General features: G+C 45.7%; 24 protein-coding genes. 18 read left to right on the forward strand and 6 right to left on the reverse strand.

All coding sequences use genetic code 11. From position 1 onward, the window contains the following. Positions 1-9: 9 nt before the first annotated feature. From argJ to H7968_RS02245, 7 genes are all read left to right on the forward strand, one after another. Positions 10-1,236 (forward strand): bifunctional glutamate N-acetyltransferase/amino-acid acetyltransferase ArgJ, encoded by a 1,227-nt coding sequence (gene argJ / locus H7968_RS02215; RefSeq protein ID WP_227394612.1) that lies wholly within the window; start codon positions 10-12, stop codon positions 1,234-1,236. Then, the gene (gene argB / locus H7968_RS02220) at positions 1,199-1,975 is read left to right on the forward strand and encodes an acetylglutamate kinase (RefSeq protein WP_227394613.1); all 777 of its coding nucleotides are present in this window, start codon (positions 1,199-1,201) and stop codon (positions 1,973-1,975) included. The genes argJ and argB overlap by 38 nt, the downstream gene beginning before the upstream one ends. Continuing rightward, positions 1,972-3,126 (forward strand): acetylornithine transaminase, encoded by a 1,155-nt coding sequence (locus H7968_RS02225; RefSeq protein ID WP_227394614.1) that lies wholly within the window; start codon positions 1,972-1,974, stop codon positions 3,124-3,126. The genes argB and H7968_RS02225 overlap by 4 nt, the downstream gene beginning before the upstream one ends. Positions 3,127-3,250: 124 nt before the next feature. Further along, positions 3,251-4,312: a carbamoyl phosphate synthase small subunit gene (locus tag H7968_RS02230; RefSeq protein ID WP_227394615.1), complete on the forward strand. Its 1,062-nt coding sequence runs from the start codon at positions 3,251-3,253 to the stop codon at positions 4,310-4,312. Further along, a complete protein-coding gene (locus H7968_RS02235; protein WP_227394616.1) occupies positions 4,305-7,382 on the forward strand; it encodes a carbamoyl phosphate synthase large subunit in 3,078 nt (1,025 codons plus the stop codon). The genes H7968_RS02230 and H7968_RS02235 overlap by 8 nt, the downstream gene beginning before the upstream one ends. Next, positions 7,379-8,320 (forward strand): ornithine carbamoyltransferase, encoded by a 942-nt coding sequence (argF, locus tag H7968_RS02240; protein WP_227394617.1) that lies wholly within the window; start codon positions 7,379-7,381, stop codon positions 8,318-8,320. The genes H7968_RS02235 and argF overlap by 4 nt, the downstream gene beginning before the upstream one ends. 610 nt (positions 8,321-8,930) lie before the next feature. Further along, a complete protein-coding gene (locus tag H7968_RS02245) occupies positions 8,931-9,401 on the forward strand; it encodes a hypothetical protein (protein WP_134373727.1) in 471 nt (156 codons plus the stop codon). Positions 9,402-9,893: 492 nt separating this feature from the next. Here the strand turns inward: H7968_RS02245 and H7968_RS02250 are convergent, their stop codons facing one another. The 4 genes from H7968_RS02250 to H7968_RS02265 all read right to left on the reverse strand — a co-directional run bounded on the left by H7968_RS02250 (position 9,894) and on the right by H7968_RS02265 (position 13,309). Beyond that, positions 9,894-10,886, reverse strand: a complete 993-nt coding sequence (locus tag H7968_RS02250; RefSeq protein WP_227394618.1) for a general stress protein — start codon at positions 10,884-10,886, stop codon at positions 9,894-9,896. A 119-nt stretch (positions 10,887-11,005) separates the two neighbouring features. Then, positions 11,006-11,470 (reverse strand): nucleoside deaminase, encoded by a 465-nt coding sequence (locus H7968_RS02255; protein WP_227394619.1) that lies wholly within the window; start codon positions 11,468-11,470, stop codon positions 11,006-11,008. A gap of 133 nt (positions 11,471-11,603) precedes the next feature. After that, positions 11,604-12,431: an aldo/keto reductase gene (locus H7968_RS02260; protein ID WP_227394620.1), complete on the reverse strand. Its 828-nt coding sequence runs from the start codon at positions 12,429-12,431 to the stop codon at positions 11,604-11,606. Positions 12,432-12,562: 131 nt separating this feature from the next. Continuing rightward, complete coding sequence (locus tag H7968_RS02265) at positions 12,563-13,309, reverse strand: Cof-type HAD-IIB family hydrolase (RefSeq protein ID WP_227394621.1); 747 nt, start codon at positions 13,307-13,309, stop codon at positions 12,563-12,565. Between the two features lie 130 nt (positions 13,310-13,439). Between H7968_RS02265 and H7968_RS02270 the strand changes: the two genes are divergently transcribed. The 9 genes from H7968_RS02270 (at position 13,440) to H7968_RS02310 (ending at position 23,248) form a co-directional block, all read left to right on the forward strand. Continuing rightward, a complete protein-coding gene (locus H7968_RS02270) occupies positions 13,440-13,925 on the forward strand; it encodes a hypothetical protein (protein ID WP_227394622.1) in 486 nt (161 codons plus the stop codon). A gap of 298 nt (positions 13,926-14,223) precedes the next feature. Then, positions 14,224-15,210 carry a LacI family DNA-binding transcriptional regulator gene (locus H7968_RS02275; RefSeq protein WP_227394623.1) on the forward strand — a complete coding sequence of 329 codons (987 nt, stop codon included), beginning with the start codon at positions 14,224-14,226 and terminating at the stop codon, positions 15,208-15,210. A gap of 22 nt (positions 15,211-15,232) precedes the next feature. After that, complete coding sequence (locus H7968_RS02280; protein WP_227394624.1) at positions 15,233-16,561, forward strand: ABC transporter substrate-binding protein; 1,329 nt, start codon at positions 15,233-15,235, stop codon at positions 16,559-16,561. A gap of 607 nt (positions 16,562-17,168) precedes the next feature. Continuing rightward, positions 17,169-18,446, forward strand: a complete 1,278-nt coding sequence (locus H7968_RS02285; protein ID WP_406566355.1) for a carbohydrate ABC transporter permease — start codon at positions 17,169-17,171, stop codon at positions 18,444-18,446. 12 nt (positions 18,447-18,458) lie between these two features. Continuing rightward, the gene (locus H7968_RS02290) at positions 18,459-19,280 is read left to right on the forward strand and encodes a carbohydrate ABC transporter permease (protein WP_227394626.1); all 822 of its coding nucleotides are present in this window, start codon (positions 18,459-18,461) and stop codon (positions 19,278-19,280) included. Between the two features lie 181 nt (positions 19,281-19,461). Next, complete coding sequence (locus tag H7968_RS02295; RefSeq protein ID WP_134374345.1) at positions 19,462-20,190, forward strand: ThuA domain-containing protein; 729 nt, start codon at positions 19,462-19,464, stop codon at positions 20,188-20,190. Positions 20,191-20,193: 3 nt separating this feature from the next. After that, a complete protein-coding gene (locus tag H7968_RS02300; RefSeq protein WP_134373743.1) occupies positions 20,194-21,216 on the forward strand; it encodes a Gfo/Idh/MocA family protein in 1,023 nt (340 codons plus the stop codon). A gap of 9 nt (positions 21,217-21,225) precedes the next feature. Continuing rightward, positions 21,226-22,266: a Gfo/Idh/MocA family protein gene (locus H7968_RS02305; RefSeq protein ID WP_227394627.1), complete on the forward strand. Its 1,041-nt coding sequence runs from the start codon at positions 21,226-21,228 to the stop codon at positions 22,264-22,266. Positions 22,267-22,279: 13 nt separating this feature from the next. Next, positions 22,280-23,248: a sugar phosphate isomerase/epimerase family protein gene (locus H7968_RS02310; RefSeq protein ID WP_227394628.1), complete on the forward strand. Its 969-nt coding sequence runs from the start codon at positions 22,280-22,282 to the stop codon at positions 23,246-23,248. Positions 23,249-23,370: 122 nt separating this feature from the next. Here H7968_RS02310 and H7968_RS02315 read toward each other — a convergent pair whose 3' ends face one another. Together H7968_RS02315 and H7968_RS02320 are read right to left on the reverse strand one after the other, a co-directional pair. Beyond that, positions 23,371-24,159, reverse strand: a complete 789-nt coding sequence (locus H7968_RS02315; protein ID WP_227394629.1) for a protein phosphatase 2C domain-containing protein — start codon at positions 24,157-24,159, stop codon at positions 23,371-23,373. After that, positions 24,152-24,511 (reverse strand): cupin domain-containing protein, encoded by a 360-nt coding sequence (locus H7968_RS02320; protein ID WP_227394630.1) that lies wholly within the window; start codon positions 24,509-24,511, stop codon positions 24,152-24,154. Before H7968_RS02320 ends, H7968_RS02315 begins: the two co-directional genes overlap by 8 nt. Positions 24,512-24,776: 265 nt before the next feature. On the opposite strand from H7968_RS02320, the gene amyS reads away from it, so the two are divergent. Continuing rightward, positions 24,777-26,309 (forward strand): alpha-amylase, encoded by a 1,533-nt coding sequence (amyS, locus tag H7968_RS02325; RefSeq protein ID WP_227394631.1) that lies wholly within the window; start codon positions 24,777-24,779, stop codon positions 26,307-26,309. Positions 26,310-26,434: 125 nt separating this feature from the next. Next, on the forward strand, positions 26,435-26,866 hold the full coding sequence (locus H7968_RS02330; RefSeq protein ID WP_227394632.1) for a hypothetical protein: 432 nt from the start codon (positions 26,435-26,437) through the stop codon (positions 26,864-26,866). Positions 26,867-26,981: the final 115 nt, after the last annotated feature.

A 26,981-nucleotide genomic window follows, 5' to 3' on the forward strand; every position in this document is an offset into this window, starting at 1 on the left:
AGGAGTATCATGACGACCGTGTATCCATCCATCAAATATATTTCAGGAAACAATATTGCATCACCAATCGGCTTTAAAGCAGCCGGACTTCATTGCGGTATTAAACATAAAAAAAATGACCTGGCCATTTTAGTGAGCGAGGTTCCTGCCAATGCAGCAGGCGTTTATACGACGAATGCTGTTCAGGCCGCTCCTTTAAAAGTAACAAAGGAATCACTTGCGATTGAAAATAAAATGCAGGCGATCATCGTCAATTCAGGAAACGCCAATGCCTGTACAGGGAAACAGGGCTATCTCGATGCCCAGACGATGCAGGCGTTGACTGCAGAGCTGCTTGATATCAAACCTCACCTGGTTGGAGTGGCATCCACTGGCGTCATTGGCGAAAAGCTGCCAATGGAGTGCTTAAAAACGGGCATTCCAAAGCTTGAGCCAACTGCCGGACTAAAAGGGTCCATCGATTTCTCCCAGTCTATTTTGACCACTGATACCGTTTCTAAAAATACAGCGTATCAGGTTGAAATTGACGGCAAAATCGTGACCGTTGCCGGAACAGCCAAGGGTTCAGGGATGATTCATCCTAACATGGCCACCATGCTCGGGTTTATCTCCACAGATGCAGCTATCGAATCAGACCACCTGCATCATGCACTTAAATCTGTCGTGGACCGATCGTTTAACTCCATTACCGTGGATGGTGACACGTCAACGAATGATATGGTGCTTGTGATGGCCAATGGATTGGCAGAAAACAACACGCTTTCTCCAGCACATCCTGACTGGGCTGTCTTCGTTCAAACCCTGCTTCATGTCTGTGAGGATCTGGGGAAAATGATCGCCAAAGACGGGGAAGGCGCGACCAAGCTGATTGAAGTGGAAGTAAACGGAGCCGTTTCTGATGAAGAAGCCCGTAAAATTGCGAAAACTGTTGTCGGCTCTCCACTTGTTAAAACAGCCGCATTTGGCTGTGATGCCAACTGGGGCCGTATTTTAGCAGCAGTCGGATACAGCGGCATGACGATTGATCCGGACGAAATCGAGATCCTGATCGGTTCAGTACCGGTTGTGAGTGAAGGTGAGCCACTTGCTTTTTCAGAGGATGAACTCACTGAATACTTAAAACAGCCGGAAATTAAACTGAAGGTCAACGTCAATCAGGGCAGTGGAAAAGGACTTGCATGGGGGTGTGATCTCACGTATGACTACGTCCAAATCAATGCAAGCTACCGAACGTAATCACACGACCGTGATCAAGCTTGGAGGCAGCCTGCTTGAGCGGCTGACCCCCTCCTTTTTTAATGGCATCCGTACGATGATTGACCAAGGCCATCGCGTTGTCATTGTTCATGGAGGCGGCCCGGCGATTAACCGGGCTTTAAAGGCGGCGCAGATTGATACACCGATTGTGAACGGCCTTCGGATCACGCCTGAAAATGCGATTGGGATTGTACAGTCCGTGCTGATCGGATCCGTTAACCCATGGATCGTGCATCAGCTTCATGCTGCAGGAATTCAGGCCATTGGATTGAACGGCTTTGACGGCGGAATGATTGAGGCCACGTATCTTGATCAAGACGTTTACGGCTTCGTCGGTAAGATTGAAACGATCCGCCCATCACTGCTTGAGCTTTTAAAAGAAACCGTTCCCGTCATTTCCTGTATCGGCAGAACAGCTGACGGGCAGGCACTGAATATCAATGCAGATACGGCAGCCGAGAAGATTGCCTCAGCGATTAAAGCGGATGAGCTTTTATTTATTACAGATACAGCCGGCATTAAAGTGAACGACAGTCCAGTATCCGAAACCACACCGTCTGAAATTACAACGTGGATTGGGGACGGTACGATATACGGAGGAATGATTCCAAAGGTTCAGGCCGCTGCTGGCTGTCTGGAAACCGGCATTCCTTCTGTCAAAATAGTCAATGAAGCATTAAAGGGTACCACAATTCGAAAGGAGGCAGTTGTCCGATGAGTGCACTTTTCCAAAACTACGCACGGCGTTCCATCCATATTACCGAAGGAAAAGGAACCGTTGTGAAGGATGAAAACGGCAAGTCCTATCTGGATTTCACGAGCGGAATTGCGGTGGTCAGTCTCGGACACGCCCACCCTTCCATCGTGAAAACATTACAGGTGCAGAGTGAAAAGCTTTGGCACATTTCAAACCTATTTGAGAGTCCTGCCCAGGAAAAGCTTGCTGAAACTTTAACGGCTGACACCCCTCTAGACTGTGCCTTTTTCTGCAACAGTGGGGCAGAAGCGAATGAAGCCGCCATTAAGCTCGCCCGTAAAGCAACCGGCAAACATGTCATTGTCACATTTGAACAATCGTTTCACGGCCGGACAACCGGTGCGATGGCAGCGACCGGTCAGGATAAAGTCAAACAGGGCTTCGGGCCATTAATGCCTGAGTTTAGAACCGTTCCTTTTAATGATACTGAAGCATTAAAACATGCAGTTAAAGAAGATACCGCTGCCATCATGCTTGAGGTCATTCAGGGTGAGGGCGGCGTCAATGTGATTCAGGAATCCTTTGCCAGAGACATTCAGGAATTGTGTGATTCAATGGGTGTATTGCTCATCATTGATGAGGTCCAAACAGGCATCGGACGCACAGGCACAAGGTATGCATTCGAACAGACACCTCTTGTTCCTGATATCGTGACGTTAGCAAAAGGACTTGGCGGCGGTTTTCCAATCGGTTCCATGCTCGGTACAGAGCGTCTGTCAACGCATTTCGGACCTGGGACACACGGCACAACGTTTGGCGGTAATCCGCTTGCCGTTGCGGTTGCTCAGACGGTAGTGGATCATGTTTTTGACGCAGTATTCTTACAGGAAGTTAAAGAGAAAGAACGTGTATTGCGCGAACAGCTGGCCCCTCTCCTTGACCTTCCTGAAGTCAAAGGGCTGACCGGAAAAGGTCTGATGCTTGGCGTTGTCCTGCATGACGAGGCTGCGCCGATCGTGCAGCAGGCTGAAGAAAACGGCCTGCTTCTTGTACCGGCAGGACCAAACGTCATCAGAATGCTGCCTCCGCTGACTGTGACTGAACAGGAACTGAAGGAAGCAGCAGCCATTTTAAAGCAAACGATTCTCGGGCACTCCAAAGTGAAGTCATAAACTCGTCTGCAGCCTGTCAAAAGGCAGGCTGCAGATCACGATATAAAATGCATACTCTTATTTTTTTGATTAAAAATGAATAAAATTACACAATAATTTATATTTATACAAGGAGGAGAAACCGATGAAAGGTACACTGTCACTTTCAAACGGACAGTCATTTCAAGGCATCTGGAAGGGTGCAGCTAAAGATGTACAGGGAGAAATCGTATTTTTCACGGGTATGACAGGATACGAAGAGGTATTAACAGACCCTTCCTATCACGGGCAGATCATCGTTTTTTCCTATCCGTTAATGGGACAGTACGGCATTCAGACTGCCCATTTGGAATCAGAAGTCATTCAGCCGGCCGGCATTATCGTAACCGAATTGTATGAAGGCGCACTTGAAAAAGGGATTTCACTCTTTGACTTTGCTCTTCAGCACAATGTGCCGATCATGTCAGGAGTGGATACACGTTCCGTCATCCAAACCATTCGTGAGGACGGAACGATGCAGGCGGTCATGCAGCTTGAAGGTAAACCGTTACCTGCATGGAAGCCGATCCGAACGTTTCTTGTACCACATGTGACAGCAAAAACGATCACCACGCATGGTGAAGGGTTTCCGCATATCGGACTGATTGATTTCGGCTATAAAAAATCGATCTTACAGGCACTGCTTGACCGCGGGTGTAAAGTAACCGTTTTTCCTTACACCGTAACGACTGATGTTCTGTCAGCTTATCAACTGGACGGTCTCCTCTTTTCAAATGGTCCCGGGGATCCCGCTTCACTTGAGCATAAACTCGCAGACTATAAAGAATGGGCAACGAACTATCCTTCCCTTGGTATCTGCCTTGGTCATCAGCTCCTTGCTTCGGCGTTTGGGGCCTCAACGGAAAAGCTGCCATTCGGTCACCGCGGAGCGAACCATCCGGTCATGAATATGAAAACAAATCGTGTAAGCATGAGTTCACAAAACCACAGCTATGTCGTTAAAAAAGATTCTTTGCCTGACAGTCTGTCTGTTCTTTATCTGAATGTAAATGATAACAGCATTGAAGGAGTTCAGCATAACGAACTACCTTTTATAACGGTTCAATTCCATCCGGAGGCTTCACCGGGCCCGGCTGAGCACCATGAAGTATTTGATACGTTTTTTGATTTAATCCCATTTGAAAAGAAGGTGTCCACCCATGCCTAAGCATCAGGAAATAAAGAAAGTATTAGTCATCGGCTCCGGTGCGATCGTCATCGGACAGGCGGCGGAATTTGATTATTCAGGTACACAAGCCTGTACGGCACTCCGCGAAGAAGGCATAGAGGTCATTTTAATTAATAATAACCCGGCTACGATCATGACCGATGAAACAACGGCAGATCGCGTTTATTTCGAGCCGCTGACGGTTGAAAGTGTGAAAGCCATTCTGGAAAAAGAAAAGCCGGACGGTCTGCTCGCAACAGTAGGCGGGCAAACCGGACTCAACCTTGCCATGGCCTTAACAGATCAGGGCATTCTTGAAGAATACGGTGTGAAGCTGCTTGGAACAGAAATCGAATCGATCAAAATGGCTGAGGACCGTGACGCCTTTCGCTCGCTCATGAAAAAACTGAATGAACCTGTTCCTGACAGCGAAATCATCTATACAGTGGAAGAAGCACTGGCTTTTGCGAACACAGCAGGATACCCGGTCATCGTCCGTCCTGCCTATACACTTGGCGGCTTTGGTGGAGGAATTGCTTCAACAGAAGAAGCGTTCATCTCGCTGGTTGAACAGGGACTTTCAGCAAGCCCGATTCATCAGTGCCTCGTCGAAAAAAGTATCGCAGGCTATAAGGAAGTTGAGTATGAAGTGATGCGTGATGCATCCGGTACGTGTATCACGATCTGTAACATGGAAAACCTTGATCCGGTTGGTGTTCATACAGGGGACTCCATCGTCGTTGCGCCGAGTCAGACGCTGCATGATAAGGAATATCATATGCTGCGCACCGCTTCAATCAACATTATTGAAGCATTGGGCATCGTCGGCGGCTGTAACATCCAGTTCGCCCTTCACCCTGAGACATCGGAATACTTCCTGATCGAGGTGAATCCGCGTGTCAGCCGCTCCTCTGCCCTAGCATCAAAAGCCACCGGCTATCCGATTGCGCGACTTGCTGCAAAGCTTGCGGTTGGCTATTCACTGCATGAGTTGAAAAATCCGGTGACAGGGACGACATTCGCAAGCTTCGAGCCTGCCCTTGACTATGTCACGGTCAAAATCCCGCGCTGGCCATTTGACCAGTTCAGCGAGGCCAACCGCAAGCTAGGCACACAGATGAAAGCAACAGGTGAAGTCATGGCGATCGAACGCTCCATGGAGTCCGCTTTCCAAAAAGCGATCCGCTCGCTTGATATGAAACTCGATGGACTTTTCCTGCCAGCCTTTTCATTATGGGAGGATCAGGCTTTAAAAGAGATTCTCACGGAGCCGGATGACAGACGTCTTTTTGCGATGCTTGAGCTTTTAAAAAGAGGAACGACAGCTGAAGAAATCGTGGATTTAACAGGCATTTCACCTTATTTTTTGCACGTACTGGCCAAATTAATTCACACGCATCAGGACCTTGGCGAAATGACCTGGACAGAAATCACACAGGATCGCCTGTCTCACGCAAAAAAGCTTGGCTTTACCGATCAGCAGCTGTCTTCCCTCTGGAACGTGCCCGCAACACTGATCAGAACCCAGCGTAAAAAGTGGGGAATCACACCGGCCTATCGCATGGTTGATACATGTGCAGCCGAATTTGAAGCAAAAACGAACTATTTTTATTCGACATGGAGCGGCACAACCGATCACCGCGAATCTGTGAAACCTAAGGTCGCTGTCATCGGCTCAGGTCCGATCCGTATCGGTCAGGGAATTGAATTTGATTACTGCTGTGTACACAGTGTCATCGCACTTCAGAAGCTCGGATATGAGGCTGTTCTCATCAACAACAACCCTGAAACCGTCAGCACCGATTATGAAACAGCAGATGCCCTGTATTTTGAACCTTTAACAGCAGAAGATATTTTAAACGTACTGGAAGCTGAAGGCATTGATCAGGTCATTGTCCAGTTTGGCGGACAGACTTCCATTAATGTAGCGAAAGAGCTTGAGGAATCCGGCATCACCCTTCTTGGATCCACCTCTGAGCTGCTCGATCAAATGGAGGATCGCGACCGTTTTTATACGTTTCTTGAATCAGTTGGACTTCCTGTTATCCCGGGCTTTTCCGCTAACCAGCCCGCTGAAATCTGGCAGGCCGCTGATGATCTCAGCTATCCCATCCTGCTGCGCCCCTCTTATGTCATCGGGGGAAGCGGCATGATCAAGCTGAACAGCGATGAAGAATTAGAAACGTATCTGGCTTCAGCACAAATTGAATATCCCGTACTTGTTGATAAATTTATCGAAGGCAAGGAAGTTGAGGTTGATGTGCTGTCGGATGGCAAAAACGCCTGGATCTCTGCTGTTTTTGAACATATCGAGGGAACCGGCGTCCATTCAGGAGACAGTATTTCCATCACGCCGCCATTAAATCTTCCGGCTAAAATGCTGGATCATGTATGTGAAGTCTCGATGCACATTGCAAAAAACCTTGCATTCACCGGACTGTTCAACATTCAATTCGTGTGTCAAAAAGACACGTTATATGTGATTGAAATCAACCCGCGTGCTTCACGTACTGTTCCAATCAGCAGCAAGGTCACAAACGTTCCACTCGTACAGCACGCAACAGCTTTGATGCTCGGAACGGACTTTAATGACCTAGGTATTCATAAGAATTTCAACGGTCAGCGAGGATTCACTGTCAAAGCACCAGTCTTCTCGCATATCAAACTGCCAGACCTCTCCCCTGCCCTGACGCCAGTCATGACGTCAACCGGGGAAGTCATCGGCTCTGACACAAACCCTGATATCGCGATTCAAAAAGCACTGACCGGCGCCAGCCAGCAGCTTGCAGATCTCTGGTCAGAAAAAGGAAGCATCTATATGACCGCAGAAACAGCCACTGAATCCCTGATCAGCGAATGGACGGATAAAGGCATGCACGTCTTTACACCTGCAGAGCTTGCATTTGATGAGTGGATGAAACGTGCAGATAAAAAAGCCTTACTATCATTTGAATCAGACACACCTCTGATCAAAAAAGCGGCCATACACAGACTTCACGTCTGGACACGTCCGGAAACGGCTCAGGCATTTCTCGGCACGCTATCACCAAGAAAGGGAGCGTTCGTATGAACACATTAATTCCGACTCTTCAGCACAAAGATCTTCTAACGCTGAGAGATTACACATCTAACGAAATTCTGGAACTGATTGAGCTCGCAGCTGAGCTGAAAAAACCCGAAAACAAGCACCTTCCCCTTTTACAGGGAAAGGTGCTCGGGATGATTTTTGAAAAGTCATCCACCCGTACACGTGTCTCCTTTGAAGCCGGCATGCTGCAGCTCGGCGGACACGCAATGTATTTAAGCACACGCGATATTCAGATGGGACGCGGGGAAACGATCGCGGATACAGCACGCGTTCTGTCAGGTTATCTCGATGGCATTATGATCCGTACATTTGGCCAGTCCATCGTGGAGGAACTCGCTGAACACAGTACCATTCCCGTCATCAACGGACTGACGGATGACTATCACCCGTGCCAGACACTCGCCGATCTGTTAACGATTCACGAAACATTCGGATCCTTTAAGCATAAAAAACTCGCTTATATCGGAGACGGCAATAACGTCGCCCACTCCCTGATGATCGGCGCGGCAAAAGTCGGCATGCATTTTACCATTGCCTGTCCGGAAGGCTACGAGCCAAATGCTGAAATATTGGCCTATGCACAAGGGGTCGGTCAGCAAACAGGCGCTGTCATCACATTAACCCACGATCCTGTCCAAGCCGTTGCCGGAGCTCACGCAGTCTACACAGATGTATGGGCAAGCATGGGGCAGGAAGAAGAAGCAAATGAACGATTAAAAGCATTCGAAGGCTTTCAGGTCAACGAGGCGCTCACAGCCCACGCAGACCCCGACTATATATTCATGCACTGCCTCCCCGCACACCGCGAAGAGGAAGTCAGCACAGCCGTTTTAGAAGGCCCACACTCCGTCGTCTTCCGCGAAGCAGAAAACCGACTCCACGCCCAAAAAGCCCTGCTCGTGGCACTGATGGGAAAATAAGTATCAATCATTCTCCGTTCGGACATTCAAATCCGGACGGAGAATTTTCATTCATGCATTATCTGAGAGACTCATAAAATAAAGAGATGAACTGTCATTTTAGTGTGTATCAAAGTATACCCTCCGGCCCAGCTTTACTAAGAGAGTGGTTAAATCATTGGATAGAGTGGTTAAATAATCGAAAAAAGTGGTTAAATAACCTAAAAGAGTGGTCGAATAACCCGAACAAGTGGTTAAATAACCCCTAATAGTTGTCAAATAAATTCAATCACAGCGAAATATTTTCATCCTATTTGTTGTCATACAATATAAAACAAACATTATAAGCTGCACCCCGATTCAGTTTATTTAAAACAAAAATAAGAAGGACAATTATGGAACTTAGGGCCGGGGCGCATCCGAAGACTCCTGTGGCGGAAAGCGACAGGTGAGACAGATGTGCGCAGCACAGCTGGCTCACCGCGCGGCCACGGAAAGCGCAGGATGCGCCCCGGCCCGGTTTTATGAAGCAAACCAGGACATTCACCAAATCAACAAAACCACGTTCATGTCGTTCCGAAACAGATGTGCTATAATAAGCGACACGAATAGAAAATCGGAGGCAAACAGTATGCTGACATTTGAAGAAAAACTAAAGGTAATCGAATCATTCGACCGCCTGACCCGACATAACGTATCCCTCGGCCGCGTGAACTTTCACTTCGAAGAAAGCATTCGCGAGAAGAAAACAGTCGTTTATCATCTCCATCCAAACGGCAATGGCTTTGTCTTTACTGCGCACTTGAACGACTTTGATTCAGACGCAAAAGGCATGACAAATATCCGTGATTTCTCTGAAGAGGAGCTCCGCTCGATTATTCAGGCATCAATGGATTCTTTACTAACTGAAGAACTTGCTGATTTCGAGCCGTTTACAGATGAGCCGTGGGTGAATGAGAACGGACAGGAACTCGTGCTTACACGTGAAGATGCGGATACGTGGAGTGTGTATGCGGATGAGATGCTTGATGGAATTTTCACGACTTATGAGGAGGCTGCTTCTTATCTTGATCAGGAGGGCTTTTCGAAAAAAACACGCTGATGTGCGTGTTTTTTTGTTTAATTTTGATTAAGAGTGCCGGACGGTCCTCACCCTGCGCTTTCCGTGGCCGCGCGGTGAGCCAGCTAGTGCTTCGCACTACGCTGTCTCACCTGTCGTTTCTCCGCCACAGGAGTCTTCGGGTGAGGACCGTCCTTTCTATGATTAATCAATCTCTCAAAAATCAATCCACCACACCTTAACAATGTCTTCTATCTATTCAATTACTGCTTATTTGGTTTGAAAGAAAGTTTGTCGCGGAAGAGCTATGGATGAATAGTTTGAATGATTCCGCGTCCAACAGTTTTATTGTGGAGGTATAGGCCATAAGTTACTGAACTGACGAATTGGTGCTGTAAGCTCACGAACCTTGGCTTGATCCTGACGAATTTTTCTTACAAACTCACGAATCTGTCTTCTATCCTCACAAACTCCCTCCTCAAACTCACGTCACATAAAAAAGACTGGAACATGGAGTCCCAGTCTTCGTTTCTATTATAGTGGACGGCGCCCTTCCATGTTGGCGCGGGTTTCTGCTGCTTTGCTGCGTGCGTCGCGGGCGTATTTTCTATTTTCTTCGTCCTGGTGATGGTATTCATTCGGGTTGTCATCTGATACAGGCTGGCCGCCATACAGCCGATTCTTATCATCAGTTTCTGCCTCAACGTGACGATTCGAATTCTCCTGCGCACGGTCTACCCAGACAGATTCCTGACCGTCCACCACTTTACGGTTACTGCCACCGGAAACATCTTTGGGTTCTACTTCTTTGTGTCTGTAAGGTTCAGATGGGTCGCCCATATAATTTGGCTGGTCCGGTCTGACGGCACTTCTCGGTGTACCGGCATCTACAGCTTTTGAAGAGAGGATCTCATCGTGTCCACCACCGTACTGCTGCTTATCATGTTCAGATGGCTCAAGAATTTTACCTCTGTCTCCTTCTGCACGATATTCACGGTCATCGTTTTCAATTTCGTTCGGTACAGCAGCCGTCTTTTCGTGATGATCATGAACAGGACGATTCGGCTCCGGATTGTCGAGATTAGGATCAACATAACGATCATTTTCTGCTGTAAAATTTGTACCGGTCACTTTATGATCCGCGTTGCGATCTTCGAGCGGATGACCATTTCCGGAACGGATATAGCGGTCATCCGAATCAGCATATTCATTATCTGCATATAATAAAAACGCACCGTTTCTTACTTCATCATAGTAACGCTCTGAATCTTCTTTTTCCATCCCCATCCGGTCAAAAGCTTCCCGGACAGACGAATCACCTGAAACAAATGCTTTAAATTTGTCCCACCAATTACCTTCAACAGCCTCTACGTCTGCATCAGTTCTGCCGCGTACAAGAGACAGTTCATCTTTGTCTCTCGCCACCACATACATATCTTCTTCTTTGTAGCCCTGTAACTTTAAATCCTCGATTTTACGCAATACATCCTGCTCTGAATGAAATGTTTCAATATAACCTTTTGACATTTTCATTTCCTCCTTAATGGGTCGTGCAAGTATTTGCGATCACATAGTTAGGAAATACCCTGCCTGTAAAAGGTTAAAACAATTTCGGGTGTCTATATGTGGAAATTCATGCTAAGGGACTAGTTGCGTTTACCGGTTAAGATCATAGATGCCATTGCCGGAGAATATTTTTCTAGTAAAGAAATGGACTCCTCTTTTAAAACATCAGGTTCGTATGTATACAATCTTTCTTTCATGTAGGGCATGGCTTCAATCATCTGATCAATATTCATATATTTATCTTTCACAGCAAATACAACGTGACGTATATTTGCCATTACAATAGTTGAAAGGCACATAATACAGGGCTCGACTGTCGTATAAAGTATACACTCCCGTGAAAATTCATTAAGATATGGAATACATTGATTAATTGCATTGATCTCAGCATGAGCCAGGTTATTCTTGTTAGTATGTCTCTGATTTCTTCCTTTGGCGATAATCGTTCCATTGTGCACGATGACACTTCCTATTGGTAAATTACCTTGTTCTCCTGCTGATCTTGCTTCCTTTAAAGCTTCCAGCATAAACATTTTATGGCTCAAAACAAACACCTCCTTTATGCAATTATACCTACATTCGGAATTTTACGTGTGAAAATTAAGACTCCTGCACTGTAGAACACTTATAAACATTAAAAAATCCGGAAACCATTCAAGGCTTCCGGATTTATCTTTCTTATTCGTGGTGCATATCGTTTGGATGTGGCCCTTTTCGCTCGCCGCGATCAAGGTCGTTGATGCTCTTCATTTCATCCTCAGTCAGTTCGAAATCAAATACATCGAAGTTCGATTCGATGCGTGATGGTGTCACGGATTTCGGGATGACAATTGAGTTACTTTGCAAATGCCAGCGGATGACTACCTGTGCCGGGCTTTTGCCGTATTTCTCTGCAATGTTGCGGATGATGTCGTCTTCAAGAACGGCTCCACCCTGCATCAGCGGGCTCCATGCTTCTACGAAAATATCATGCTTCGCACAGAATTCCTTGAGTTCATTTTGGGCAAGGTACGGATGGCACTCTACCTGATTTAACACAGGTTTTACTGTACACTCGTCCATTAAGCGCTGGAGATGCTCAATTTCAAAGTTGCACACGCCAATCGCTTTCACTTTGCCCTCTTCATATAACTTTTCCATTGCTTTATACGTATCTACATAACGGTCTTTTTCAGGCATTGGCCAGTGCACAAGATATAGATCCACATAATCAAGTCCAAGCTTTTCAAGACTTGTATTGAAGGCTTCGATCGTGCTGTCATAGCCCTGGTCAGCGTTCCAGACCTTTGTTGTAATGAAAAGATCTTCACGCGGAACCCCTGCAGCGCGAATCCCTTCGCCTACCGCTTCTTCGTTTTTGTAAATCATGGCTGTGTCGATTGAACGATAGCCGGTTTCGATTGCTTTTTTCACTGAATCTACACCAGTCTGGTGATCTTCCACCTGCCAGACACCAAGTCCGATTTGAGGCATTTTCAGCCCGTTGTTTAAAGTAACGTAGTCCATGTTAAAAGCTCCTTTCGAAATTCGAAATATGTACCTGCATAGTATATACAGGCGATTCCCAAAAATCTAGCACAATGACTTCCACTTTTTGAACATGCCCGATTTTCCAGCACATAAAACATGTCAATCGGTCAACTGTTCAGAACAAACTTCCGGATTGCCTTTGCCACACCATCCCGTTCATTCGTATCCGTCACCCAGTCAGCCTCATTCTTCACAGCTTCCTGCGCATTTCCCATCGCAACACCAATGCCGGATTCTCTGATCATCGCGAGATCATTTAAGCTGTCACCGACTGCCATGACCGAATCCATCGTGATATTGAGACGATCGCATACTTTACGGATCGCTGCCGCTTTGTTAATACCCGCTGCATTGACCTCGAGATTGGTTGGACTGGAGTTCGTGATTTCGAGCACTTTTCGACCTTCAAGCTCTTTTCTAATGGTTTCACGAATTTCGTCATCCTCCACGTTAAACCCGAACTTCAGCCACTGATAGTCATGAATGTTTTCCGGGAAGCTCGTGCGTTTATTCCAAACACCTTCGACCGTTGAAGACCAGTAGTTCGTATTATGTTTTTGAGCAAGGTTGTACATAAATTCAATATGGGAAGAGCCAATTTTAGTACGGTCAATGAGGTTCAGATGCTCATCCCAGATTTCACTGCCGTTTACCGTAATTAAGTAGGTTGCAAGACCAAGTGATTCCACGATTTCCTGACAGTAAACGAGTGGCCGTCCCGTACTGATCATGACGCCGACTCCCTGATCCTGGGCAGATTTTATCGCCGCCCGATTTTCATCGGAAACGGAATGATCATTACGCAAAAGCGTGCCGTCCATATCTAGTGCAATGAGTTTTATGGTTGATGTCATAGCCGTTCTCCCTTCAATTACTGCTTTCAGTATAACTTGATGAAAAAATAATTTCGAACCCTTAAAGGAATTCAACTGCAACATCACGAATCTTTCATGTAAAAGTTTGGCAGATCGGAGTTGAACAATCATGAAGCTGAAAAAATCAGCGAAGCGCGGTCTATGGGTGATCGGAACAACATTACTGGTTATTATTGCGTTGCATACATTTGTCGGGAACCCTTCCTTCAATCATGCCGTGGCGGAAGAATATCTGGAAAATGAGATTGCCTGGACAAACGAAGGTGGTGTTGTGACGGATGCTTTTAAAGTTTACGGGGGCAATGAGGAGGAAGTTTATATCTGGTATGCTTTTGAAGAATTTATTACAGAGAAAAACGATATTGGCGGCGGTGCTTCCATTGCAGTAAAACTGATTGTTGAAGATGGAATCGTGACTGATCATCAGATTCCGGAGGATGGTTCACTTTATATGGAAAGTATGAAGGAGCTTTTTCCTTTTCACATAAGATGGAGAATGCCACAAGCCATTCCCTTATCTCTGGAGAAAGCCATTGAACTCGAGCAGTCTGCACTTTTAGCTGCGTTTGAAGAAGAACAAAACCAGAATGAATAAACATACATCACACCCTTTGTGAATAACTGCCGGCTTCAGGCGTTATATCCACGAAGGGTGTTTTTCATCCTTTTAACGAACTCACTCCTCCTCGACTGTCACCCTATATTCACCCATTCAGAAAATTCATTGCCCGTCAGATGATTGAATACTCATTCATTTATCTAAATTTTAAAAATATTATGAAATTTTTAAAATAGGGTTGCATTCGTCATAATTCTGTAATATAGTCTAAGTGTGAAAACGATTTCATATCATTTCATGACAAATGGGGGTGTTCCTATAGGAGGGCTAGCGCGTGTACACCATTAAAGATGTTGCGTTGAAAGCTGGGTTGTCACAGGCTACCGTTTCGAGAGTGATTAATAATCATCCGTATGTCAGTGAAGACAAGAAACGAGCTGTTAAAAAAGCGATGGATGAGCTTGGGTTTGTCCCTAATTCATCAGCGCAAAGGCTGCGAAACATAAAGACAAAAAAGATCGCGGTTCTCATTTCAAGAATTGTAAACCCTTTCTTTAGCCAGCTCGTTGATGCCATGGAACAGAAAGCGGCAAGACACGGTTATCAGCTGATTTTATGCAACACACGAATCAGCCGGGAGAAGGAGCTTGAATATTTTCAGCTTCTGAAGTCAAAGCAGGTCGATGGCATTATTATGGCGTCGGTTGAAAATGATTGGAGTGTTATTGAGCCTTATACGAAATACGGCCCGATCATTTACTGCAATGAATATGATCCCAACGCTTCCTTAACCCGGGTCAGACTTGACCAGGTTGAGGGCGGCTATATTGGTACAAAGCACTTACTCGACAAAGGACACCGGAAAATCGGGTATTGTCAGGGCAATGACAGCAGCGTTTCTGTGAACCGTCGTAAAGGATATTTGAAAGCGGTTACAGAAGCCGGAATCGAACCAAATCCTGATTGGATGTTTAAGAATATTTTTACGATTGACGATGGACGTGCCATTTTCAGAAGAATTGCGGATATGAATGATGCACCTACAGCTCTCTTTACGGGGAGTGATGAGGTGGCAGCAGGCGTCATCAAGGAAGCCCAGACTCACGGGTGGAAGGTTCCGGATGATTTAGCGGTCATCGGATTTGATGATCAGCCGATTGCGTCTCTTCTTGATCCACAGATTACAACGATTAACCAATTTACTTCTGATATTGGGGAAACAGCAATGAAAGTCATGCTTGAGATCGTTCAGGGCAAACGCAAAAATAATTCAACTGATATCTTACTCCCGATTCAATTAATTGAAAGACAATCAACTTAAAACAATTAGGGGGGCTTCATTAATGAAACTTTGGAACAAGAAAGTTGCAGGAGCAACAGTACTGACACTAAGTATGCTATTAGCTGCTTGTAGTGGAGACGACGAAGCGACAGATACTGGAGGAGACACTGGTGGTGACACAGGCGGCGATGCAGGTGGCGAAGAGGAACAGGTAACCATCACGTATGCAGCCGGTGTTGACGTAACTGGTGCAACAGAAGCGCTAATTGCAGCATTTGAAGAACAAAACCCGAATATTAACGTAGAATACCGTGAGATGCCTGCAGATACAGGTGCTTCTCATGACCAATATGTAACGATGTTTTCTTCTCAGAGTGCTGAGGTTGACGTATTTGATGCCGACGTAATCTGGCCAGCTGAATTTGCACAGGGACAATACGCACTTGAGCTTGACCGCTATATTGAAGCAGACGGAATTGATATGGAGCAGTACTTCCCTGGAACGGTTGCTTCAGGAAACTTTAACGGCCGTCAGTATGCAATGCCGAAATTTACGGATGCGGGACTTCTTTACTACCGTACAGACATCGTGAGTGAAGATCAGGTTCCGACAACTTGGGATGAGCTTTTTGAAGCAGCAGGTACGCTTCAGGGTGAAGGCGGTACAGAATTCGGTTACCTGATGCAGGCTAACCAGTATGAAGGTATGATCACAAATGCAATCGAGTTCATCGCTTCTCACGGTGGACAGGTTGTAGATGAAAATAACGAGGTTGTTGTTAACAGCCCTGAAACGATTGCCGGAATCCAGAAAATGATTGATTTCGTTAACTCTGATTTCGTACCAAGCAATATCTTAAGCTTCCAGGAAACTGAAACAAACAACGCATGGGTTGGCGGACAGGCTGTATTTGCCCGTAACTGGCCTTACATGCAGTCTACTTCAAATGACGAAGAAGCATCTGAAGTAGCAGGTAACGTAGGATTCGCGGTTCTTCCGGCTGGTGAAGGCGGAACAAACGCAGCAACACTTGGCGGATGGATGTCAATGATCAACCGCTACAGTGAGCATCCGGACGAAGCTTGGGAATTTGTGAAGTTCATGACTGGTGAAGAAGGACAAAAGATCAGTGCAGTTGAAGGTGGACGTGCTCCAACAATTGCAGCACTATATGAAGACAGTGAAGTTCAGGATGCAGCGGCTCTATTTGCTAACGAGCAGTTCGTAGAAACACTTCAAAACGCAGTACCAAGACCAGTATCACCAATCTATCCACGTATCTCTGATATCATGCAGGTTCAGCTGTCACAAGCATTGGCTGGAGAAATCACAGCTGAAGAAGCAGCGGCCAACATGGAAGCAGAAATTATGGCGGCAATGGAAGAATAATCAGCGTTTGACGGTTTATGGGGATGGACCGTTTAACGTGTAACATTAAACGGTTTATAAGCAAGTGCAAGGCTCGGGATCGGCTGGTTTGAGTGATTCAAATCAGCTGTTTCTCTGCCCTGCTTCTTTAGAGAATTCTATAAAGATCATGCATTTGCACTCATAACCAGCGTTTTACAGCACGCCAATAGCTGTTCTATGATAATTGACTGCTAAAGGGGGGTGGCGTGATCACCTCCCTTTCTTTGTATAAAAGGAAAAGCGGAGGCGACTCGTCCAGCCCCGACAAGCATAAGGCGAAGATTAAAAGAGGGCTGACCTTCGCCCTCGTTCAGCTTTGACTTATGACCTCGAGGGGCTAGTCGCCGCAGCTGGACACCAGAAAAAGCGGAAGCGAGCGTTTGGCCACTTTCGATAGGAACTTGGACACTTTCCCTGCCAACTTGGTCACTTTTGGGCTCAACTTGGACACTTTTGATCGCGATCTGGTCACTTTCTCCAAAAATATTTATTAATCTCTTTAACTCTAGCAATCTCAACCCAACCTTATAAAAAGTAGGTGAACCCATTGAAGTTTCAGTTGAATGAAAAACAGCTGGGTTATGTGATGGTTGCACCGGCATTGATTCTTGTATTACTCGTTACGCTTTGGCCGGTTGCCCAATCATTTTATAACAGTCTGTTTGATTACCGTCTGAATGACCCTTCAAGGTCCGAGCGTTTCCTTTCATCTAACGTCGACCTTGAGCGTTATGCAAATGAATACTTTTACTTATCACGTGATCTGGAGCTGCTCGAAAGTCAGGCCCCAGATGGTGAGACAGCTGATGCAGCCGCTTCTATCAGGACTGAAATTGAAAATTATCATGACTCTTTGATTACAGAAAACGCACTTGAGGATCAGTATGCAGAAGTAGAGGAAATGCTTGCTTCCTTTACGGCGATTTCTGATAGTGAATTGAAATATGCAGACATTGATAACGATCTTGCTGATGACTACAAAAACTATCTTGATGAGGCGCAGGCTGAACTGACAGCCTTAGCTGACTCGACAGACAGTGAAGAATTTGCGACTACTGCAGGCAACATCAGCGGTACGCTCGGCACAGTCGATACAACGCTGATCGAGTCGAATTTTATTGGCTTCAGCAACTATCAGCGCTATCTGACAGACGGCCGGATGTGGCAGTCGATGTGGAATACCCTTCTCTTCACCATTGTTTCTGTTGGAGCGGAGCTTGTTCTCGGTCTAATGATTGCCCTGTTAATTAACCGGGCATTTATCGGTCGCGGAATTGTGCGTGCATCTGTACTGATTCCGTGGGCAATTCCGACAGCGGTAGCCGCGATGATGTGGGGCTTCCTGTATGACGGACAAACTGGTATTGTCGCTCATTATTTTGAGCAGTTCGGACTGATTGATGACGCCTCTGTTCTCCTGTCAACAGGAGCAGGCGGAATGTTCTCTGTTATTTTTGCCGATGTGTGGAAAACCACACCTTATATGGCTTTACTTTTACTTGCGGGACTTCAGACCATTCCAGGTTCTTTATATGAAGCAGCTGAAGTGGACGGCGCCGGTAAATGGCAGCAGTTCTGGCAGATTACGTTGCCATTGCTGAAGTCAGCCATCCTTGTTGCCCTTTTATTCCGTACACTGGATGCTTTCCGTGTATTTGACCTGATTTATGTATTAACAGGCGGTGGACCTGCGAACTCAACGGAGTCGATTTCCATCTATGCGTACATTACCCTCTTCTCTCAATCAAACTTTGGTGCGGGTTCTGTACTGTCAGTAATCGTATTTATTTCGGTAGCGATTATTTCCGTTCTATTTATCAAATTCATCGGTTCAGATCTTTTTGCAGGCAGATCGGGTCGATAAGGAGGAATCAAGATGAACAAACGTGCAGGAATTGGTTTTTATATCTTTCTCGTCGTGTTTGTATTTTTCGTGATGTTCCCTTTCATCTGGGTTTTCCTCACGTCGATCAAACCGCCGGGCGAAATTTTCAACAATTTTAATTGGTTTACGGCTGACCCGTCCCTTGCGTCTTATGAAAATGCGATCAGGAACCGTCCACTGCTTCGATATATGTGGAACAGCTTTGTTGTATCGACGTTGACAACGTTAATTGCGATTGGATTTGCTTCGATTGCAGCTTACGCACTAACGCGTCTGCCAATTAAATTTAAAGGATTAATTCTCGGGATCATTCTGGCTGCATCCATGTTCCCGCAAATTGCGATTATCTCACCGATCTTCAACTTTATTACGGCTGTAGGTCTTCGTAACAGCTATATGGGTCTTGTGATTCCGTATATCACAGTTTCCCTGCCGCTGGCGATCTGGATTCTGTCGACATTCTTCCAGAAGATTCCTTGGGAGCTTGAAGAATCAGCGAAGCTTGATGGAGCAACTCCATTCCAGACATTCAGAAAAATTATTTTCCCGCTTGCGGCACCAGGGGTTTTCACAACAGGAATCCTCGTGTTTATCGCCGCATGGAATGAATACCTGTTTGCATTAACGATTAATACTGAGGACGTTTGGCGCACAGTACCAGTAGGAATTTCCCTGTACCAGAGTCAGTTCACCATTCCTTGGGGGGATATTTCAGCTGCGACTGTTCTTGTGACCATTCCTATTGTTATACTCGTATTGATTTTCCAAAGAAGAATTGTTGCCGGACTGACTTCCGGTTCTGTAAAAGAATAATCATCAGCGTGCCGGGTCCTTTCAGGGTCCCCGGCCCTCTTTTATGATTCAAGTTGAAGGAAACAGTACAAATATTTTCTTCTTGGATGATAAATCTGTTAAAGTAGAGGAAGCGGTTGCATATACAACCTGCCCTATTTTAAGAGCGCTTACAGTGATAAATAAAGGAGTGTTACTTGGCATGAACGTTACAGTTTGGAATGAATTCAGACACGAAAAAAAGCATGACGCAGTAAAGGAAATTTACCCGGATGGCATTCACCGCGTCCTTGCAGATGCCCTTGCTGAGCACGGGTACGACGTGAAAACGGCTACATTAGATGAGCCTGAACACGGTTTGACAGACGAGGTACTTAATAACACAGATGTTCTTTTATGGTGGGGACACCTTGCACATGATGAAGTAGATGACGCGATTGTGGAAAAAGTCCAGAAACGCGTTTGGGAAGGCATGGGACTGATCGTTCTTCACTCTGCCCACTTTTCAAAAATCTTTAAAAAACTGATGGGTACAGGCTGTGATTTAAAATGGCGTGAAGCAAATGAGCGTGAGCGCTTATGGGTTGTAGATCCAAGCCACCCGATCGCAGACGGCATCGGTGAATATATCGAGCTTGATGAAGAAGAAATGTACGGCGAGCACTTTGATATTCCGGCACCGGATGAGCTGATTTTCCTGAGCTGGTTCCAAGGCGGAGAAGTATTCCGCAGCGGCGCTACCTTTAAACGTGGTAACGGAAAGATCTTCTACTTCCGTCCGGGTCACGAAACACACCCGACATATCATAACAAACAAATTCAACAGGTTATTGCAAACGGTGTCAAATGGGCAGCTCCAACTAAGCGTGACTACCCGGTATACGGAAACGCAAAACCAATCGAAAAACTGGAAGGCTATAAGGAGGACTAATTCATGGCAAAATTAAAAGTTGGTGTCGTAGGTGCAGGAAGTATCGCTAAGCACCGTCACCTTGTTGAATATGCAAACAATGAAAACGTTGAACTCGTTGCCATTTGTGATATTAATGAAAAGCGCGCAAAAGAAATGGCCAAGAAATTCGGTGCTAAAAAGACGTTTACAGATTACAATGAACTTTTAAAGGAAGACCTTGATGCAGTAAGTGTCTGCACACCAAACTATCTTCATGCACCTGTATCGATTGCAGCGCTTGAAGCTGGAAAGCACGTATTATGTGAAAAACCGATGGCTACAAGTGCCAAAGAAGCCGATGATATGATCGCAGCTGCTGAAAAAGCGGGAAAACTTCTGATGATCGGACATAACCAGCGTTTTGTTGCCTCACATCAAAAAGCGCAGGAGCTTGTGGCATCAGGAGAATTAGGTAAGATCTTCAGCTTCCGTACTGCATTTGGACACCCTGGACCTGAAGGCTGGAGTGCTGACGGCAAGGACAGCTGGTTCTTCAAAAAAGATGAGGCGTTTATTGGTGCCATGGGTGATCTTGGCGTTCATAAAACAGACCTGATCCGCTACATACTTGGTGAAGAAATGACAGAAGTAGCGGCTATGGTCGAGACAAGCTCGAAAAAAGACGCAACAGTGGATGATACAGCAGCATTAATTCTTAAAACAGAAAGCGGTATTATCGGTACTTTAGCAGCAAGCTGGTCTTACAATGCTGAGGATAACTCTACGGTTATTTACGCAGAAAACGGTGTTCTTCGCCTGGAAGACGATGAGGATTACTCTGTGATCTATCATAAAACAGACGGAACAAAAGAAGAGCTCGCTCTTGGTAAAATCCAGTCTAATGATGAAGGCGGACAAAGCTCATCCGGCGTCATTGATCATTTTGTTGATTCAATCCTGTCAGGCAAACAGCCTTTGATTGATGGACATGAAGGGAAAAAATCACTGCAGGTTATTCTTGGTGCCCTTGAGTCGAACGAAACGAAAAAAATCGTGAAACTATAGGTGATAAACATGGAAAAACTTCGCGTAGGCATAATTGGCGTTGGAGGTATTGCCGTTTCCAGGCATATCCCCTCCTTTCTCGCTTTAGGAAATGATGTGGAAGTCACGGCTGTGTGTGACGTAAATGCAGAACGTGCGGAAACGGTTGCACAGGACTACCAGATTCCTTTCCATACAAATGAATACAAAGAGATTTTTGAACACGTAGACGCAGTGACAATCTGTACACCAAATAAATTCCACGCTGACATTGCGATCGCCGCTCTTCAGGCAGGCAAACACGTACTGTGCGAAAAGCCGATGGCGATGTCCACTGAAGAATGCGAAGCGATGATTAAGGCAGCGGATGAAGCAGGTAAGATCCTGATGATTGCTTACCACTACCGTCACACAAAAGAAGCGCGTGCAGCAAAACGCTTCATTGACGGTGGCGAAATCGGTCGCCCTCTTGTGTCCCGTGCACAGGCGATCCGCCGCCGCAAGGTTCCGGGCTGGGGTGTTTTTACAAATAAAGATCTTCAGGGTGGCGGCAGTCTGATTGACTTCGGCTGTCATTTCCTTGATCTGGCCTTGCACCTCATGGACTTCCCTGAAATCGCAGAGGTCTCAGGCGCTACTTATAATGAACTGAGCCGTCAAAATGACATCGTTAACCAGTGGGGCACATTTGACCCATCAACGTTCGAAGTAGATGATCATGCAACCGCCTATATTAAGTTCAAAGACGGTGCTACCCTGTTGTTTGAAACATCATGGGCAGCCAATCTGGCAGATGATCAGGAAACCGTATCTGTTTCAGGTACAAAGGGTGGACTTGATGTGTATCCACTCAAGCTTTATCAGGCAAAATACGGAATGCTTCTTGACCAGGAGGCTTACTGGATTTCCGATGATGAAAACCCGGGTATCCCTCAAGCCATCAACTTCGTGGAAAGCTGCCGCGGTAACCAGCAGCCGCTTGTGAAGCCACAGGAAGCACTCATCGTTTCAAAGGTCATCGAGGCCATTTACGAAAGCAGCGAAACCGGACAAGCCGTCCGATTCTCATAAGGAGGCAATACTCATGAAATTAGGCGTATTTACGGTCTTATTTGCACAAAAATCATTTGAAGACATGCTTGATTATGTCGCAGAATCCGGCCTTGATGCCGTGGAAATCGGTACAGGCGGATATCCTGGCAACAACCACTGTCCAATTGACGAACTGTTAGAGGATGAGGGCAAGCGTAAGGAATACCTTGAAAAAGTAACATCACGCGGACTGACCATCAGTGCATTCAGCTGTCACGGAAACCCTGTCAGCCCTGATGCTGCATTTGCAAAAGAAAGTGATGAGGCGCTTCGCAAAACAATCCGTCTGGCTCAGCTGCTCGACGTGCCGGTTGTGAACACATTCTCAGGTACACCTGGCGCTGACGCTGAAGCGAAGCATCCAAACTGGCCGGTTGCACCATGGCCAAATGAATACGGCGATATTCTGAAGTGGCAGTGGGAACACAAGCTGATTCCTTACTGGAAAGAGATCGCAGAAATCGCTAAAGAAGCCAATGTAAAAATCGGTCTTGAGCTGCATGGTGGATTCTCTGTTCATACACCATACACCATGCTGAAGCTGCGCGAGGCAACAAACGAATACATCGGCGCAAACCTTGATCCAAGTCACCTCTGGTGGCAGGGAATCGATCCGGTCGGTGCGATCAAAATCCTTGGAAAAGCCGGTGCAATCCACCACTTCCACGCCAAGGACACATACATTGATCAGGACAACGTCAACATGTACGGCCTGACAGACATGCAGACCTATGACAACATTCAAACACGTGCATGGAGCTTCCGTTCAGTCGGAATGGGACACCCGGCAGACGAATGGGGCCGCATTATCAGCGCCCTGCGCACATACGGCTACGACCACGTCGTCAGCATCGAGCACGAAGACCCAATCATGAGCATCGAAGAAGGCTTCCAGCGTGCCGTCCAAACGCTGAAATCAGTCAACATTAAAGAACAGCCAACAGATATGTGGTGGCTGTAAGATCATGAAAAAATGCCGGGAGCCTTGCTTCCCGGCATTTTTTTGGGAACGGAGCGGGTGATCGTTTTGATGGGGACGGAGCGCCCGTTCTTTTTCCTAAAAAGGAACGGGCGCTCCGTCCCCTATGCTCCTGAAGGCATACTCCCCTGCTCCATTACCTCAACATCCCAGCTGACCATCGTGACGCTATCTCTGACCTTTAACTGCTGGCTGTCATGCAGAAGTTTTACGAGTGGTGCCGGATTCCGTTTAAATACCTCATACAGCTTCTCCGGATTATGATACCCAGCCTCCAGACACTCAACCAGCCCGTCTGTTGTGATGAAGATGGTGTTGGTTCCTTTCCTCAGCTCGCGCCTGCCTGTTGTATAACAGGGAACCTGTTGATCAAATGTGTTCACTCTTCCGATCCATTCAAAAAACTGACGCTGGTTCAGCTGAAATTGGCCAAGCTTTTTAAGATCATCATGCAGCAGGAAAAGCATGCAGTCCCCTACTGAAAACCACCAAATGAACCGGCCTTTGCGAACGGTGACCAGACAGGAGGTTTCCCCTTCGATCTTTCTGCATTTCTCTCTGAATGCTTCATCAGTAAAAAGAGTCAGAATCTCTTTTTCAAGTTTTTCAAACAGATCTTTCCCGTCTTCACCGCGTATGATCGTTGTCAGTTCACTTTCATGCTCCACAAACGTCTTTACTATCAGTTCAGCACTCTCTGCTGTTTGATGCGCATCCAGTATCATCGCAAATTCCCATTCACCATTTGTCCATACAATACAGCCATCCTCATTTTTCGTCTGGCCTGCAGCAGTACTCCCTCCGAATCGTGCCAGTTTCACGTCTCCGATTTGCTGAATGTCCGGCTGATCAAGATAAGGCTGCTCACTGCCAACCCAACTCACCTTATTCATACTTTTTTTCCTTCAGAGCTGAAACCTTAAGCACCGGACCCTCTATCACAATCGCAGTCAGCCCTTCTTCTGATCTTGTTTCGTGCCATTCCCCCTTTTCCCAAAAAGCCGCTTCGTGTGTCTTTATTTCCACATATGTATTTTCAGCACCACGCACTTCACCCCGTCCGGATACAACCATCAGCAACTGTGGCATAGAAGCCTGATGATATCCGATCACACCACCTTCTTCTAAATGCATTATGCTGATTTGCACCGGGTCATTCGTTCTTAAAATTGAAGTCAGAATAAAATTTGAATCGTACGCTTCAACCACGCGTCCATTTTCCTTCGATACATGATAATGCTTCAACATCACCACTCCCTTTCTCTTTCATTTCGATTCATTTCTTTCACAATCCTCTTTTTGGGGGACGGAGCGCCCGTTCTTTTTCCTAAAAAGGAACGGGCGCTCCGTCCCCCAGTTCCCATCCAAATTTGATAAATAAGTAAAAAATGATATGACATATTACCTCTTTTTGTAAAAACGCTTTTCTTTTACATCGAATTATCTGATAATTATTTTGTGCAAACGCTTTCATAACCATTGCACAAATTTAGAACAAGGGGATGAACGAATGAAAAAGGTACGTATTTTTCTTGTCGCACTTGTCGCTTTTATGCTTCTTCCGTTTCAACCGGCAACTCAGGCTGCCACACCGCAAAATGGCACGATGATGCAATATTTTGAGTGGTATCTGCCTAATGACGGGGCTCACTGGAATCGTTTGAATACGGATGCTACAAATTTAAAAAACCTTGGTATTACCACGGTCTGGATTCCGCCTGCCTATAAGGGGACATCACAAAATGATGTGGGCTATGGCGCATATGACCTGTATGATCTTGGTGAATTTAACCAGAAAGGCACTACGCGGACCAAATACGGTACACGCGCACAGCTTCAGTCCGCCATTACTTCACTGAAAAATCAGGGCATCGGCGTCTACGGTGATGTGGTGATGAATCACAAAGGTGGCGCTGATTACACTGAGCAGGTTCAGGCTGTTGAAGTGAACCCGAATAACCGTAATCAGGAGACGTCCGGTGCTTATACGATTTCTGCATGGACAGGCTTTAATTTCCCGGGTCGTAACAATACCCATTCTTCTTTTAAATGGAGATGGTATCACTTTGACGGAACCGACTGGGATCAGTCACGCAGCCTAAGCCGTATTTATAAATTCCGCGGCGACGGTAAAGCATGGGACAACGAGGTTTCCGGTGAATTTGGAAACTATGATTATTTAATGTATGCAGATGTTGATTTTGAACACCCGGAAGTAAAGCAGGAAATGAAAAACTGGGGTAAATGGTATGTAAATACACTGAACCTTGATGGCTTCCGCCTGGATGCGGTTAAGCATATCAAGCATGATTATATTCAAGAGTGGCTGACGGATGTAAGGCGTACAACTGGCAAACAGCTGTTTACAGTGGCTGAATACTGGCAGAATGATCTTGGCGCCATTAATAACTATTTAGCGAAAACAGGTTACACACATTCTGTATTTGATGTCCCGCTTCACTATAACTTCCAGCAGGCAGGAAACAGTGGCGGTTACTACGATATGTCAAAGATTTTTGATAATACGGTTGTGAAACAGCACCCAACACTTGCCGTGACGATTGTTGATAACCATGACTCCCAGCCGGGACAGTCTCTGGAATCAACCGTTGCACCATGGTTTAAGCCACTCGCTTACGCTATGATTATGACGCGACAGCAGGGTTATCCAACACTGTTTTACGGAGATTTCTATGGAACGAAAGGCAACAGCGGCCGTGAAATTCCGAACCTTTCAACCAAACTTGATCCGATTTTAAAAGCGCGTAAAGATTTGGCTTATGGTACACAGCACGACTACCTGAACCACCAGGACGTCATCGGCTGGACACGCGAAGGCGTAACAGACCGGGCTAAATCAGGACTTGCAAGCATCCTTTCAGACGGCCCGGGCGGCAGCAAATGGATGTATGTCGGCACACGCAACGCCGGCGAAGTCTGGAGAGACAAAACAGGTAACTCCACACGCACCGTCACGATCAACAACGACGGCTGGGGAGAATTCTTTGTAAATGGTGGATCTGTTTCGATTTATGGTGAATAAATGAGAAGACACCTGTTCCGGGGACGGAGCGGGTGTTCTTTTTTCGAAAGACCGTTTCATAAATGTAATTTTTTAGTATTTTAAACATCAATAATTGGTATAATAAAAACTGGAGGTGGTTATATATGAGAAAATTTTTGTTTATAATATTATCAGTATGTCTATTAATACTTTCTGCTTGCGTAGATACAAATGAAAAAAACGAAAATATCAAAATTACTGGAAAAACTCAATCCTTAGAGCAATTTTATAAGGATTCAAATATTCAGAATATTGATAAAATTATAATTCGAGATGGTTCTACAGGTTTTTCAAAAACTGTAACCGCAGAAAAACAAATTGATGACTTTATAACACTTATTAAAGGTATTATTTTCACACCATTAGAAAATCAAGAACAAAGAGAAGGTTGGTTATATGAGATTACATTATATGACGGTGATAACCAATTTTTATTTTACTTAAATTCTATCGGCACTGTTTATTATGAATCAAACCCAGATATTTTCCCATTTGTAGATAACTATTATAAGGAATTAAACATTATAGAAGATTAGATTGTTTGATCTCGCATCTCTTCCAACAGGGTCATTTTTTATACACCTTTTAGAAATTCAACTATTAAAGAATTCGATTTTTGATAAGCTGAAATAAGCATTTGCTCAACTTTTT

The sequence above is a fragment of the Jeotgalibacillus aurantiacus genome, assembly GCF_020595125.1.
GTDB classification, from domain to species: Bacteria; Bacillota; Bacilli; order Bacillales; family Jeotgalibacillaceae; genus Jeotgalibacillus; species Jeotgalibacillus aurantiacus.